The sequence below is a fragment of the Aureimonas sp. AU20 genome, assembly GCF_001442755.1.
In the GTDB taxonomy this organism is placed as follows: Bacteria; Pseudomonadota; Alphaproteobacteria; order Rhizobiales; family Rhizobiaceae; genus Aureimonas.
Genome location: NZ_CP006369.1, coordinates 234,728 through 248,011, shown reverse-complemented (window position 1 = coordinate 248,011; position 13,284 = coordinate 234,728). Strand labels below are relative to the sequence as shown.

The window sequence follows — 13,284 nt, the reverse complement described above, 5'->3', positions numbered from 1 at the left end:
CCAAATCCTAGGATGGGATATGCATCACTGCCTATATGGGCACCTTAGCACAGTTCGTCTCCAGCACCCACGCGCTTGTCTACGCAGCCCTCGTGCTGGGCGTGTGTACACTGATGGCTTGGCTGTTGGAGACCCTGCTCGGCCAGGTGCATGAAAGGACCCTCTCCCGACACGCCGCTCTGGAACGGTTTCGGTTTCACGGTCCTGAACGTCGCCAATATCGTCATGTGGGGTGGCTATCGCATCTTCGATGGCAAGCCTCCGCTCACGAGAACGCTGGGCGCACTGCTCCCCGCCCCGCTGGCGCTATGCGTTATCACCGGTGTTTTGACGAGGGATTGGGAAACCGCCGAACGCATGGCGCTGCTCACCTATTGCGTCGCCAGCACCGCCCAGGTCGTCTATGTCATCGCGGGACGGGTTGGTTTGTTCGGTCCTCGCAGCATCTCGGGCGGAATCGTCCTCTTGAACATTGCGGCGATCCTCATCACGACGTTTACCGGCAACCGATGGCTGGCTGGCGACGCGGGTGAGTCCTTGTTTCTCCTCACCGATCACCTCGTGACGATCGTCTTCACTTTGGCTGTGATCGCCATGGTTGGCGAACGCGATTACCGCACCGTCCTGAGAACGGCTCACCGCGATCCTCTGACGGGCACACTCAACCGATCGGGGGTGGCGGACGCGATCGGAAAGGGCGCCTCGGTGCGCACGCTCCTTCTCATCGACTTCGACCACTTCAAGCAGATCAACGACCGTTTCGGACATGACGGCGGCGACGAGGTGCTGCGCGAGTTTGCCGGACGCATGAGCCATATCGTCAGACCATCGGACCTCCTGGTGCGTCTGGGCGGGGAGGAGTTCCTGGTTGCGACTGACATCAGTTCCGACCAGCACGCCGAAGCGCTGGCCGAACGCATTCGCCTCGCGGCCAAGGAAAAGGCGGTCCAGATCGGAGAGGCCGCGATTCCCTTCACGGTGAGCATCGGCCTTGCCATGCGCCGCCAGCAAGAAGACCTCGACCAGGCGATCAAACGGGCGGATCGAGCGCTTTACCGCGCCAAGGAAGCGGGCCGCGACCGGGTCAGTACCGCGGATCTACCCGTTCCGCAGTTCGAGCCGCAGTCACGAACAGGCGCATCATTCCATCCGTTGCCTGCAATCGACGGATAGTTCAAAGGCAGGCTTCGTTGCTGGCCGTCCGATGTGCTGGTCCAACCGTTTCCGAACGGATCAGCATTCCTTGGCTCGAACGCGCTTGCCCTGCGTGCTCACCCGAGCTCCCTCATCGAAGACAATGTCTCCCGTCGTTCGAGGCGCTGTCGCCCCCAAGCTTTGCCAGCCATCGTTTTAACGTTCTGCGCAGAAGCTCACGTTTCAGTGAATGCTAATCATTTGGGCGCCATCTTATCTCGTCTGCTTAGCATTCTGGGATCTCGACCATGCGACTGAACATGAAGCTTAAGCTCGCTGCGAGCTTCGGGACCCTTCTGGTTGTGACCGGCGCAGTCGGCTATTTTGGTTTGGCGTCCGTCAAGAATACGAACGGAATGCTGCACGCCTTTGCCGAACAGCCTTTTCAGCAGGTCGAGAACAGCAAAGAAATCCAGACAAATCTCGAGACCATCCGACGTGACATTCTCACCTCCTTCTTCACCGCCGACCCCGAAAAACTGAAGACGACGGTTGCCGAGTACGACAAAAACTGGATGGACGTCGACACGAACCTGAAGGACGTCCTGCGCGCCATGCGCCCCGAAGGACGCGAGCTCTTCAAAGATATCGAGCCGATGCTCACGGAGCTGAAATCAGTATCCGACCAGACCTTCCTGTTCGGGCAAAAGGCCGACGCCTCCGCGACCACCAACGGACTCTTGGAAAGCGAAGCGACGGTCGGCGCGGTGAGGCAACAGCTGGAAGCCCTCCAGGCCGGTCCCGCTTCGGCATCGCTGGACGCGTTGGCCATGCAAGAGGCTATCCAGCGGCTTGTCACTTCCGTTCTCGATGCGCGGATCCAGATGGCGAAGGCGCTCGCCTATGACGTTGACACCGACATCGCGGCTGCCAGCAGCCGGCTGAACGAACTCGATGATCAAATCAAGGCTGGCATCGACCAGCTCGGCCTACGCTTTCCTGCTCTGGCTCCCAATATTCAAACTCTGCGAGCCGCCTGGGCCAAGGCGTTCAGCGGGATGAGGGCGTCTGCGGATGTCGGCGTCGACAACTGGCTGGCCAAGGCGACCGACCTTGCCAACAAAAAGCAGATCCCTCTGGCAGTCGCCACGTCCCAGCGTCTGGACGAGCTGGTCAAGGAAGCCGGAGCGCAAGCCCAGCAGTTCATCGCCGATTCCGATAGCAGCTACGACGCGACATGGGTTTGGCTCCTGTGTCTGATCGCGGGTGGCATGGCCGTGGGCGCCAGCGCTGCAACGTGGATCGCGTTGTCGGTGACGCGCGGCTTGAGCAAGGCCGTTGGCCTGGCCAACGCCATCGGCGAAGGTGACGTCTCCCAGCGTGTCGACGCGAAGGGATCGGACGAGATCGGCGACCTGCTGCGCGCCATGAACATGATGAGCGCAAAACTGTCGGGGATTGCCTTGTCGGTGACCACGTCGGCCAGCCAGGTCGCATCCGGTTCGAGCCAGTCGGCGGCTACGGCGGAGCAGCTGTCATCAGGCTCCACCGAACAGGCAGCAGCCTCGGAAGAGGCGTCCGCTGCGATCGAAGAAATGTCGGCCAACGTGCGTCAAAACGCCGATAATGCGAGCCAAACCGAAAAGATCGCAGGGCAGGCATCCAGCAGCGCACAGCGGACCGGCGTCGCGGTGGCGGCTTCGGTGGAAGCCATGCGCACGATCGCCCAGAAAATCTCGGTGGTTCAGGAGATAGCCCGGCAGACTGACCTGCTGGCGCTGAACGCCGCCATCGAGGCCGCACGGGCAGGTCCGCATGGCAAAGGCTTCGCCGTTGTCGCATCCGAGGTTCGCAAGCTGGCCGAGCGGTCGCAGGCCGCCGCGCAGGAGATCGGGACGTTGTCGGCTCAGACGCTTCTGACCTCGGAAGAGGCAGGCCAAATGCTGGACGCCCTGGTGCCCGACATTCAGCGGACAGCCGATCTCGTATCCGAAATCTCAGCCGCTTGCCGAGAGCAGTCTGTCGGCATCGATCAGATCAACCAGGCGATCCAGCAACTCGATCAGGTCACCCAGTCCAACGCTGGAGCGGCCAACGAAATGTCCGCCACCGCCGCACAGCTCTCGGCCGAGGCGGGCCGGCTGGAAGAGAGTGCCGGGTTCTTCAAACTTACAGGATCGGCAAAATCCCCTTCCCCTTTCCAGGCGGCCACTCCGGTATCGCGTCACGAGGACAAGACGGCCACCAGCATCGAACCCAAAGCCATCCCCTCGGCGATTGAAGGTCGGAGATCGACCTCGCTTCCGACCCAGCGGCGAGCGACCGGCTTTGATATGGATCTCAATAGCGACGACAGCTTCGAGCGCCTGAGCGCATAGCCCTCACCAATCCCCGATGGACTTTAAGTCGCCGTATAGCTCCGCTGACAGGATCTGCCAGAAAGGCAAAGTCGATTTGAAACCTGCTTTTGAACCCCACACTCGGCAATAAGAGCCCTAAGCCAGCCCTGTTCAGTTTGGAGACAGGCATTCTCGCCGAGTAATTTCTGTAGAGCTGCACCTCGGTTCGGAGGGGCCGATCAGGGGGAGCTGTCTTGCTTTTCCTCTCGGCGCACGAGATCAGCTTTCCTCTTCCAGGAGGCGCGCGGCGATCTGGAAGCCGGTTTCCAGAAGCGTGGCATCGATCAGCGCACCCACCATGCCGTAATCGAGTGACGCAGCCAACTCACGGGCCTTTGTGAGAAGATCGACGAGAGTTCGTTCCGGCTCTTGGCCTTCATGTTCGAGCTTCGAGGGCTGAGAGCGTTCGATGTCCGTCAGATACCCGGAGATATGGGTAAGACGCCCAGCGGGGGTTCGAAAGCAGCGGCCTTGGGAGCGGACCCGCCGCGTGCCATGCAACGTGCTGCGAAGCCGGTACTCGACCACCATGGAGTCTCCCGCCTCGATCGCCATCTTGACGACCTCATCGAGCGCCGCTCGATCGTCGGGATGGATCGCGGCGATAAAACGCTCCGGGCTCATCCCATGGCGACCAAGTTCGACCGGCACATTGATGTACTCGCAGACCCGTTCGCAGGCGATCACCAGATTGCTGCTGACCTGCCAGTTCCAGATTCCGATCAGATCACGGACAGCCTCATCGGTCTCAGGGTCATTCACCATTATGACAACCCCAGAGCATATCAGGCATAATCGACTTTCATCACAAAACGGTTAGTCGTACAGAGCTTCCGTCGCAATGTCCACTCTCTGGGGTGGCCGGATCATAATCTTAAGTTGTTGATCATGCAGACTTAGTGATTGTAATCTGAAAAAGCCCTTGAGGATCGCAGACCTTGAGCAATGACCCGATCGATATCCATCTGGGCAAGCGGATCGAGCGGCGTCGCTTGGATCAGGGCCGATCGCTTCAGTCCGTCGCGAAAGATCTCGGCATCACGTATCAGCAGGTTCGCAAATATGAGAACGGCGAGAACCGCGTGAGCGCTAGCACGCTTTATCGACTGGCCACGGCGCTGGACGTTCCAACGAGCTTCTTCTTCGAAGGAATGGAGGGCGAGCCGCTCGACGAAGTGAACTTTGCGAACGAGGTGGTGCTCGAACCAGCCGTGGAGGACATGCTTTCCCGGATCAGGGATCCTGAGACAAGGAGGGCGATCCGCCACCTGTTCGTGCGGATGGTCAAGCTCAGATCTCTGTGACCGGGGCTCACGCACAGTTGTTTCGAAAGCGGCCGAAGTAACTCAAGAAAGCCGGAGCCCTCCCATGAAGCCATGGCCAAAGTCCGCACTTGCACCAAAGGTCGAAAGCCAGAACTCTAGGCTGTCCTCTTTAACGGCGGCGGAGCGACAATCCGTTCCTTTAGAAGCCTCTCGTGCTCAAAATTTATACACGCCTCAGATCTTAGCATATCGCTTGACGCGCTTTCGAAGTTAGCGCAGACTTGCCTCATACCGGCCCTGTCCGCCGGATGGCATTCGAGCCCTGCTGACCCTACGCGACGCCTCCAAGCGTCGCGTAGGGTCAGCAGGGCTTTTTCGTTCTGGAACGGGTTTCGCTTGGAACAACAGCCCTTGAAGCAAAGCGTTGGGATCGGCGTCCTCTTCTCGCAGTCGGGCTCTTACGAGCGGCTCGGGCAAGCCTGCCGCGAGGGCGTGTACGGCGCCATCGCGGCGGTGAACGCCGATCCGGCGCGCCGCATCCGGTTCGAGGCCGTGGACTGCGATCCGGCCGGGCGGATCGAGCACTATGCGCCGCTTTGCGCCGAGCTTCTGACGGGGGCGAAGCTGCGACATGTCGTTGGCTGCATCACCTCCTGGAGCCGCAAGGAGGTGATCCCGGTGCTGGAGAAGCATGGGGGCCTTCTCTGGTATCCCGCGCCCTACGAAGGCTTCGAGGCGAACGACCACGTCGTCTACATGAACGCCGCGCCCAACCAGCATCTCGTGCCGCTGGTGGCCCATGTCGCTGCGCGTTACGGCCGAGATGCCTTTCTGGTCGGCTCCAACTATATCTGGGGCTGGGAGATGAACCGCATCGCCCGGGACCTCGTGGCGGATGCCGGCGGCGAGGTGAGGGGTGAGCGCTACTTGCCGCTCGGCGACACCGATGTGGGGCGGCTCGTCGCCGAGATCCGCGCCACCGTGCCGGATTTCGTCCTGAACAACCTGATCGGTCCTTCCTCCTACGCCTTTTACGAGGCCTATGCGGCGCTCGGCCGGGAGGACGAGCGCTTTCGCCCCGAGCGGCGCCCGATCGTCTCCTGCAACCTGACCGAGGCCGAACTCGCCTCGATCGCGCCCTTCGGCGAAGGGCATCTCTCCTCCCTGCCTTTCATTCACGATGGCGCGCCGGGGCCGCGCTCCTCCTTCGAAGCGGCCGCCCATGCGGCGGTGACGGTGCTTGCCGACGCGATCGAGGCGGCCGGAGACGACGAGCCGGACGCGGTGCGCCGTGCCCTGGCGGCCGGGCCGCACGAAACGGCGCTCGGCGCGATCCGCATCGACGCGCGCACCCAGCATGCCGAGCTGCCCGCCAAGATCGGGCGCATTCGCGGCACCCGTTTCGAGCTTCTGGAGGCAAGCCCCAGCTGCATCGGTGCCGACCCCTACCTCTCGCATTACGATCCGGCCGCGACCTTCCGGCCCTCGCTGAGGCTGGTGCGATGAACCGCCGCGCGAGAATTCCCAATCTCGGTGGGGCCAAAGCCCTGGTTCTCCACCGCGAGCATGCCTCGATCGAGGGCCTGATCCGCCAGCTCGGCGCGATCGGGCTGGACGTGGCGCAGACCTGGCCGGACCTGCCGGCCTCGGCCGCCGGGGCGGATTTCCTGTTCTTCGACGTCGATCATGGGTTCGACGAGCAGTTCCCCTGGCAGCCCGGCGAGGCGCCTATGCCGCTCGTCGCTCTGATCGGCTCGGAAGCGCCGGGGCGCATCGAATGGGCGCTGTCGCGCCAGGTGGACGCGCAGATCGTCAAGCCCGTCGTCAATGCCGGCGTCTATTCCGCCCTTCTCATCGCCCGGCGCGCCTTCGACGAGCGGCGAAGGCTCGGACGGGAAATCACCAGCCTTCGCGAGCGCGTTGCCGAGCGTCAGACCGTGGTGCGCGCGGTGGTGGCCCTCGCCGGTGCCGCCGCTGGCTCCGGTGCCGGCATCGGCGACGAACAGGCCTATGCCCAGCTCCGCCAGCTCGCGATGAGCTGGCAGGTGACAATGGAAGAGGCGGCGCGGCGGGTCGTGGAACTCAAGAACAGGGAGGCTTCGGATGAGCGTCCTCGTCGGGCCTGAGGCCGCCGCCCTGCCGCCTTCCCCTCCCGTCGGCGGAGACAGCGTCCTGCGCCGGCTCCTATCGCGCAAGCTGGCGCTGCTCGGCCTTCTCATCATCGCGCTGGTAAGCCTGTCGGCGATCTTCGCGCCCCTTGTAGCGCCCTTCGATCCGAACGAGCAGTTCTTCGACGGGCTGACGCTGGAAGGCTCGCCCCTGCCACCGTCAGCCACCTATTGGCTCGGAACCGACCTTCTCGGGCGCGACCTGCTTTCGCGCCTCCTCTACGGCGCGCGCAACTCGCTCGTCATCGGAATCGTCGCCAATGGCGCGGCGCTGGTGATCGGCACGCTGGTCGGCGTCACGGCGGGCTATTTCCGAGGGTTTCTCGGCACGGTCCTGATGCGCTTCACCGACCTGATGATGGCCTTTCCCGCGCTGCTCCTCGCCATCTGCCTCGCCGCCGTGCTGCGGCCGAGCCTCTGGATCGTGGCGCTGGTGATCGCGCTGGTGAACTGGGTGCAGGTGGCGCGCGTCGTTTATTCCGAAACGCGCTCGCTCGCCGAGCGCGAATTCATCCAGGCCGAGAAGACGCTGGGGGCGAGTTCGTCCCGCATTCTCTTCCGCCATGTCCTGCCGCACCTGACCTCGACCGTCATCGTCTACGGCACGCTCGGCATCTCGACCACGGTTCTCCTGGAGGCGACGCTCTCCTTTCTCGGCGTGGGCGTGCAGCCGCCGGACGCTTCCTGGGGCAACATCATCTTCGAGAACCAGACTTATTTTCAGGCCGCCCCCTGGCTGGTCTTCTTCCCCGGCGCGGCGATCCTTCTTCTGGCGCTCGCCTTCAATCTCGTCGGCGACGCGCTGCGCGACGCGCTCGATCCGACCGAACAGGGGCGCGTCTGATGGCGATCTATCTCGCGCGCCGCCTGCTCCAGGCCGTCCTGATCCTTCTCGGCGTCAGCCTCGTCACCTTCGCGCTGCTCTATCTCCTGCCGGCGGACCCGGCGCGGCAGATCGCCGGGCGCACCGCCACCGCCGCCCAGGTCGCCAATATTCGCGCCCAGCTTGGGCTCGATCAGCCCTTCTTTGTGCAATATGCCCGCTATCTCGGCCAGCTCGTCCAGGGCGATCTCGGGCGGTCCTACCTGCAGCGCTCGGCGGTCTCGGACCTCATCTGGGCGCGCCTGCCGGCAAGCCTCCTCCTGATGCTGGCGGCGATCGTCTGCGAGCTGGCGCTCGGCCTCACCATGGGCATGCTCGCCGCCGTGCGGCGCGGGCGGGCCAGCGACCATGCGCTGATGGTCGCCTCCTTCGTCACCGTCTCGGCGCCGCAATTCGTGGTCGGGCTGCTGCTTCTCTATGTCTTCGCCGTGCGCCTCGGCTGGTTCCCGATCGGCGGCTACGGCACCTTCTCCCATCTCGTCCTGCCCGCGCTCACCCTCGGGATTCTGGGAGCGGGCTGGTACGCGCGCATGATGCGCTCTTCCATGGTGGACGTCCTGCGCCAGGACTATATGCGCACCGCCCGCGCCAAGGGCCTCAGGCGCTGGACCATCCTTGGCCGACACGCCCTGCCCAACGCCATCCTGCCCGTCATCGCCATGATCGGCATCGATATCGGACTCTTCATGAGCGGCATCGTCGTGGTCGAGAGCGTCTTCGGCTGGCCCGGCATCGGCCAGCTCGCCTGGCAGGCGATCCAGCGCGTCGATCTGCCGATCATCATGGGCGTCACGCTGGTCTCGGCGGTCGCCATCGTGCTCGGCAATCTCCTCGCCGACCTCGTCACCCCCTTCGTCGATCCTCGCATCAAGCTCCAGTAAAAGGGAAGCCGACCATGACCTCTCTCCTCAAGCGGGGCGCCGCCGCGCTGGCCATTTCCGCCGCCCTTCTCGCCGCCCCCGCCGCCGCGCTGGCGCAGAGCGGCGGCGCGATCACCGTCACCTACAAGGACGACATCGCCACGCTCGATCCGGCCATCGGCTACGACTGGCAGAACTTCTCGATGATCAAGGCCCTGTTCGACGGGCTGATGGACTACGAGCCGGGCACGGCGACCCTGCGGCCGGGCCTGGCCGAAAGCTATACGATCTCGCCCGACGGCAAGGTCTTCACCTTCAAGCTGCGCGACGGCGTCAAATTCCACAACGGCCGCGCGATGACGGCCGAGGACGTGAAATACTCCTTCGAGCGCACGGTGAGCCCGGCCACCCAGTCGCCCGGCGCCGGCTTCCTTGGCTCCATCGCCGGCTTCGACGCGGTGCAGGGCGGCACGGCGAGCGAGCTTTCCGGCGTGAAGATCCTCGATCAGAGGACCGTGGAAGTGACGCTGTCGCGGCCCGACGCGACTTTCCTCTCGGTCATGGCGTTGAACTTCTCCTTCATCGTGCCGAAGGAGGAGGTCGAGAAGTCGGGTGCCGATTTCGGCCGCCATCCCGTCGGCACCGGCGCCTTCAAGCTGACGGAATGGACGCTCGGCCAGCGCCTCGTCCTCGAAAAGAACGCCGATTATTACCGCGAGGGCGCGCCCAAGCTCGACCGGATCAATTTCGAGATCGGCCAGGAGCCCGTGGTCTCGCTCCTGCGCGTCCAGAACGGCGAGGTGGACGTGCCGGGCGACGGCATTCCGCCGGCCAAGTTCCGCGAAGTCATGGGCAATCCCGATCAGGCCGCCCGGGTGGTGGAGGGCGTGCAGCTCCACACCGGCTACATCACCCTGAACACCAAGGCCGCACCCTTCGACGATCTGAAGGTGCGTCAGGCCGTCAACATGGCGATCAACAAGGAGCGCATCGTCCAGATCATCAACGGCCGCGCGACACCGGCCAACCAGCCCCTGCCCCCGACCATGCCCGGCTATGTCCAGGGCTTCGACGGTTACAAGTACGATGTGGCGGCGGCCAAGACGCTTCTGGCGGAGGCCGGCCACGAAGGCGGCTTCGAGACCGAGCTCTTCGTCGCCAATGTCGATCCGCAGCCTCGCATCGCGCAGGCCATCCAGCAGGACCTCGCCGCGATCGGCATCAAGGCCTCGATCCAGAGTCTGGCGCAGGCCAATGTCATCGCCGCCGGCGGCTCGGCTGAGGGCGCGCCGATGATCTGGTCGGGCGGCATGGCCTGGATCGCCGACTTCCCCGATCCGTCCAACTTCTACGGCCCGATCCTGGGCTGCGCGGGCGCGGCCGATGGCGGCTGGAACTGGGCGAAATACTGCAACAAGGCGCTGGACGAGAAAGCCGCCGCCGCCGATGCGATCGTCGATCCGGCCAAGGCCGCGGAGCGCGCCAGCGCCTGGGGCGAGGTCTACAAGCAAGTCATGGCCGACGCGCCCTGGGTCCCCGTCTTCAACGAGAAGCGCTACACGATGCGTTCGGAGAAGATGGGGGGCGACGACGCCCTGTATATCGACCCCGTCAACACGCCGATGAACTACAGATATGTCGAGGCGAAGTGAGATGTGCAAAGCCTGCGACTACACGATCCATGGCCGCCAGCATCATTTCGGCTGGGACAACGCGTTCGAGCCGGCCCTGCGCGTGGCGCCCGGCGCGACGATCGAGTTCGAATGCCGGGACTCTTCGGCCGGGCAGCTGACGCCCGCCTCCACCGTCGAGAGCGTCACCGCCCTCGATTTCGGGAAGATCAACCCGGTCTCCGGTCCGATCTTCGTTGAAGGGGCCGAGCCGGGCGACGCGCTGAAGGTGACGATCGAGGGCTTCAAACCGTCCGGCTTCGGCTGGACGGCCAACATCCCGGGCTTCGGTCTCCTGGCCGATCAGTTCCCCGACCCCGCGCTCACGCTCTGGTCCTATGATGCGCAGAGCCTGGCGCCCGCCGCCTTCGGTGCGCATGGGCGCGTGCCGCTGAAGCCCTTCGCCGGGACCATCGGCAACGCCCTCGCCGAGCCCGGGCTTCACTCCGTCGTGCCGCCGCGCCGGGTCGGCGGCAATCTCGATATCCGCGACCTGTCGGCGGGCACCACGCTCTATCTGCCGGTGGAGGTCGCGGGCGCCCTTTTCTCGGTCGGCGACACCCATGCCGCGCAGGGCGACGGCGAGGTCTGCGGCACGGCCATCGAAAGCCCGATGAACGCCGTCCTGACGCTCGATCTCGTGAAGGGCGCGAACCTCGCCATGCCGCGCTTCACCACGCCCGGCCCGGTGACGCGCCATCTCGACGCCAAGGGCTACGAGGTGACGACCGGCGTCGGGCCCGATCTGATGACGGGGGCCCGCCAGGCGGTGGCGGACATGGTGGAGCTGCTGGCCTCCCGCTACAATCTCAACCCGGTGGACGCCTATATGCTGGTCTCGACTTGCGGCGACCTTCGCATTTCCGAGATCGTGGACATGCCGAACTGGGTCGTGTCCTTCTACTTCCCCCGGGTCGTGTTCGAGTGAGGGCGGAACCAGCGCGAACAGAGGCGGGCGGCGTCGCTGCGCAGGCGCCCGCTGCCGATCCCGTGCTCTCCGTCGAGGCGCTGTCGATCGCGGTCGGCGGCGGCGCGAAGGCGCGCGTGCTGGTGGAGGGCCTGTCCTTCCAGCTCGCGCGCGGCGAGACGCTGTGCATCGCGGGCGAGTCCGGCTCGGGCAAGTCGCTGACCGCGCTCGCCATCATGGGCCTCCTGCCGCAGCCCGGCCCGGTCGTCGCCTCGGGCGCGATCCGGCTCGGCGGGGAAGACCTGACGCGTCTGTCCGAAGGCGCGATGCGGCGGGTGCGGGGCGACCGGATCGCCATGATCTTCCAGGAGCCGATGACCTCGCTGAACCCGGTCCTGACGGTCGGGCGCCAGCTCACCGAGGCGATCGAGGCGCATCGCGATGTCGGCCGGGCCGAGGCGCTTGGCATGGCGCTGGAGGCGCTGCGGGCCGTGCGCATTCCCGAGGCCGAGCGACGGCTCAGGCAATATCCGCACGAGCTCTCCGGCGGCATGCGCCAGCGCGTCATGATCGCCATGGCCTTGGCGCTGGAGCCCGACGTCCTGATCGCGGACGAGCCGACCACCGCGCTCGACGTGACGATCCAGGCACAGGTCCTCGGCCTTCTCAAGGAGATCCAAGAAACGCGCGGCACGGCTCTGATCCTCATCACACACGACATGGGCGTCGTCGCCGAGATGGCGGACCGGGTCATCGTCATGCGAGAGGGTCAGGTGGTGGAAGGCGGCCTGGTGGCCCCGCTCTTTGCCGCGCCGCGCGAGGACTACACCAGGGCGCTGCTCTCGGCCGTGCCGCGCATGGGAAACGGCGGCGGGCGCGAGGCGGCGGCCGTGCAGCCCGCGCCGGTGGCTGAAATCCGCGATCTCGCGGTGCGCTTGCCCCTCAAGGGCGGCCTGTTCGGGCGCACTGTCGCCGAGGTCCATGCGGTCGCGGGCATCTCCTTCGACGTGCCGGCACAGGGCACGCTCAGCCTCGTCGGCGAAAGTGGCTGCGGCAAGTCCACCACCGCCAAGGCCATTGCGGGGCTCGTGCCCTACGAGGGTCAGCTCTCCGTTGCAGGCCGTGCGGCGCAGGATCTCTCGACGTTTGAGCGCAAGGCGCTGCGGCGCGACGTGCAGATGATCTTCCAGGACCCGTTCGCCTCGCTCGATCCGCGCATGAGGGCCGGCGACCTCGTGGCCGAACCGCTGGTGATCCACGGGATCGGCTCGGCGCGCGAACGCGAGGACCGCGTCGCCGGCCTGTTCGAGCGGGTCGGCCTACCCACAGATGCCATGCGCCGCTACCCCCACCAGTTCTCCGGCGGGCAGCGTCAGCGCATCTGCATCGCCCGCGCGCTCGCGCTGCGACCCAAGCTCATCATCGCCGACGAAAGCGTCTCCGCGCTCGATGTCTCCGTGCAGAAGCGGGTGCTGGAACTCCTGAAGGAGCTACAGCGCGAATTCGGCATCGCCTATCTCTTCATCAGCCACGACATGGCGGTGGTGGAGAACATTTCGGACCGCGTCGCGGTCATGTATCTCGGCCAGATCGTCGAGATGGGCACGGCCTCGCAGGTCTTCGGCAACCCCCGCCATGCCTATACGAGACGCCTGATCGAATCCGTCCCCATCCCCGATCCCGCCCGCCGCCGCGCCGCCTTCCCGCGCCTCGTCGGCGATATTCCGAGCGCGGTGAGGCGCGCCGGCGATCCGCCGGCTCGGCTTGCCCTGACGGATGTCGGCGGCGGCCATCTCGTGGCCATGAGTTGAGGCTGCGGAAGGGTTTGGCTGGGCGTGTTTCGGATAGCAAAGTGGGACACGATGATCCCCTTCCATTCCATTCTCAGCGGATGAACACCTGGAACACTCGTGCGATGGATCGGGTCTCGACCGTCCGCCCAAGCTATCCACCATCGAACGGACCTAACCCCTTCCGAAACATCCGCTGCCCTTCCGA

Annotated in this window: 11 protein-coding genes; 10 read left to right on the top strand and 1 reads right to left on the bottom strand. The window is 64.9% G+C overall.

Annotation, left to right across the window (positions count from 1 at the left end; translation table 11 throughout):
* The first annotated feature begins 150 nt into the window (after positions 1-150).
* Positions 151-1,173, top strand: coding sequence for a GGDEF domain-containing protein (locus tag M673_RS20180; protein WP_061978517.1), 1,023 nt, complete (start codon positions 151-153; stop codon positions 1,171-1,173).
* Positions 1,174-1,442: 269 nt separating this feature from the next.
* Entirely contained in the window at positions 1,443-3,512 is a 2,070-nt protein-coding gene (locus tag M673_RS20175; RefSeq protein ID WP_061978516.1) for a HAMP domain-containing methyl-accepting chemotaxis protein, read from the top strand.
* A gap of 240 nt (positions 3,513-3,752) precedes the next feature.
* Here the strand turns inward: M673_RS20175 and M673_RS20170 are convergent, their stop codons facing one another.
* Positions 3,753-4,298, bottom strand: a complete 546-nt coding sequence (locus M673_RS20170; protein ID WP_061978515.1) for a PAS domain-containing protein — start codon at positions 4,296-4,298, stop codon at positions 3,753-3,755.
* A gap of 173 nt (positions 4,299-4,471) precedes the next feature.
* Here M673_RS20170 and M673_RS20165 point away from each other — a divergent pair, with 173 nt between their 5' ends.
* The 8 genes from M673_RS20165 (at position 4,472) to M673_RS20130 (ending at position 13,097) form a co-directional block, all read left to right on the top strand.
* On the top strand, positions 4,472-4,837 hold the full coding sequence (locus M673_RS20165; protein ID WP_061978514.1) for a helix-turn-helix domain-containing protein: 366 nt from the start codon (positions 4,472-4,474) through the stop codon (positions 4,835-4,837).
* Positions 4,838-5,209: 372 nt separating this feature from the next.
* Positions 5,210-6,304: a transporter substrate-binding protein gene (locus tag M673_RS20160; RefSeq protein WP_061978513.1), complete on the top strand. Its 1,095-nt coding sequence runs from the start codon at positions 5,210-5,212 to the stop codon at positions 6,302-6,304.
* Entirely contained in the window at positions 6,301-6,924 is a 624-nt protein-coding gene (locus M673_RS20155) for an ANTAR domain-containing response regulator (protein ID WP_061978512.1), read from the top strand. The genes M673_RS20160 and M673_RS20155 overlap by 4 nt, the downstream gene beginning before the upstream one ends.
* Positions 6,902-7,810 (top strand): ABC transporter permease, encoded by a 909-nt coding sequence (locus M673_RS20150; RefSeq protein WP_061978511.1) that lies wholly within the window; start codon positions 6,902-6,904, stop codon positions 7,808-7,810. Before M673_RS20155 ends, M673_RS20150 begins: the two co-directional genes overlap by 23 nt.
* Entirely contained in the window at positions 7,810-8,730 is a 921-nt protein-coding gene (locus tag M673_RS20145; RefSeq protein ID WP_061978510.1) for an ABC transporter permease, read from the top strand. Before M673_RS20150 ends, M673_RS20145 begins: the two co-directional genes overlap by 1 nt.
* A 14-nt stretch (positions 8,731-8,744) precedes the next feature.
* Positions 8,745-10,361, top strand: a complete 1,617-nt coding sequence (locus M673_RS20140) for an ABC transporter substrate-binding protein (protein ID WP_061978509.1) — start codon at positions 8,745-8,747, stop codon at positions 10,359-10,361.
* Between the two features lies 1 nt (position 10,362).
* Positions 10,363-11,307 (top strand): acetamidase/formamidase family protein, encoded by a 945-nt coding sequence (locus M673_RS20135; protein ID WP_061978508.1) that lies wholly within the window; start codon positions 10,363-10,365, stop codon positions 11,305-11,307.
* On the top strand, positions 11,304-13,097 hold the full coding sequence (locus M673_RS20130) for an ABC transporter ATP-binding protein (RefSeq protein WP_082639907.1): 1,794 nt from the start codon (positions 11,304-11,306) through the stop codon (positions 13,095-13,097). The genes M673_RS20135 and M673_RS20130 overlap by 4 nt, the downstream gene beginning before the upstream one ends.
* Positions 13,098-13,284: the final 187 nt, after the last annotated feature.

What these genes read in the sequence shown, in the direction of transcription:
- M673_RS20140 (WP_061978509.1), top strand. Translation starts at nt 8,745, where the DNA reads ATGACCTCTCTCCTCAAGCGGGGCGCCGCCGCGCTGGCCATTTCCGCC.
- M673_RS20145 (WP_061978510.1), top strand. Translation starts at nt 7,810, where the DNA reads ATGGCGATCTATCTCGCGCGCCGCCTGCTCCAGGCCGTCCTGATCCTT.
- M673_RS20175 (WP_061978516.1), top strand. Translation starts at nt 1,443, where the DNA reads ATGCGACTGAACATGAAGCTTAAGCTCGCTGCGAGCTTCGGGACCCTT.
- M673_RS20180 (WP_061978517.1), top strand. Translation starts at nt 151, where the DNA reads ATGAAAGGACCCTCTCCCGACACGCCGCTCTGGAACGGTTTCGGTTTC.
- M673_RS20155 (WP_061978512.1), top strand. Translation starts at nt 6,301, where the DNA reads ATGAACCGCCGCGCGAGAATTCCCAATCTCGGTGGGGCCAAAGCCCTG.
- M673_RS20170 (WP_061978515.1), bottom strand. Translation starts at nt 4,298, where the DNA reads ATGGTGAATGACCCTGAGACCGATGAGGCTGTCCGTGATCTGATCGGA.
- M673_RS20135 (WP_061978508.1), top strand. Translation starts at nt 10,363, where the DNA reads ATGTGCAAAGCCTGCGACTACACGATCCATGGCCGCCAGCATCATTTC.
- M673_RS20150 (WP_061978511.1), top strand. Translation starts at nt 6,902, where the DNA reads ATGAGCGTCCTCGTCGGGCCTGAGGCCGCCGCCCTGCCGCCTTCCCCT.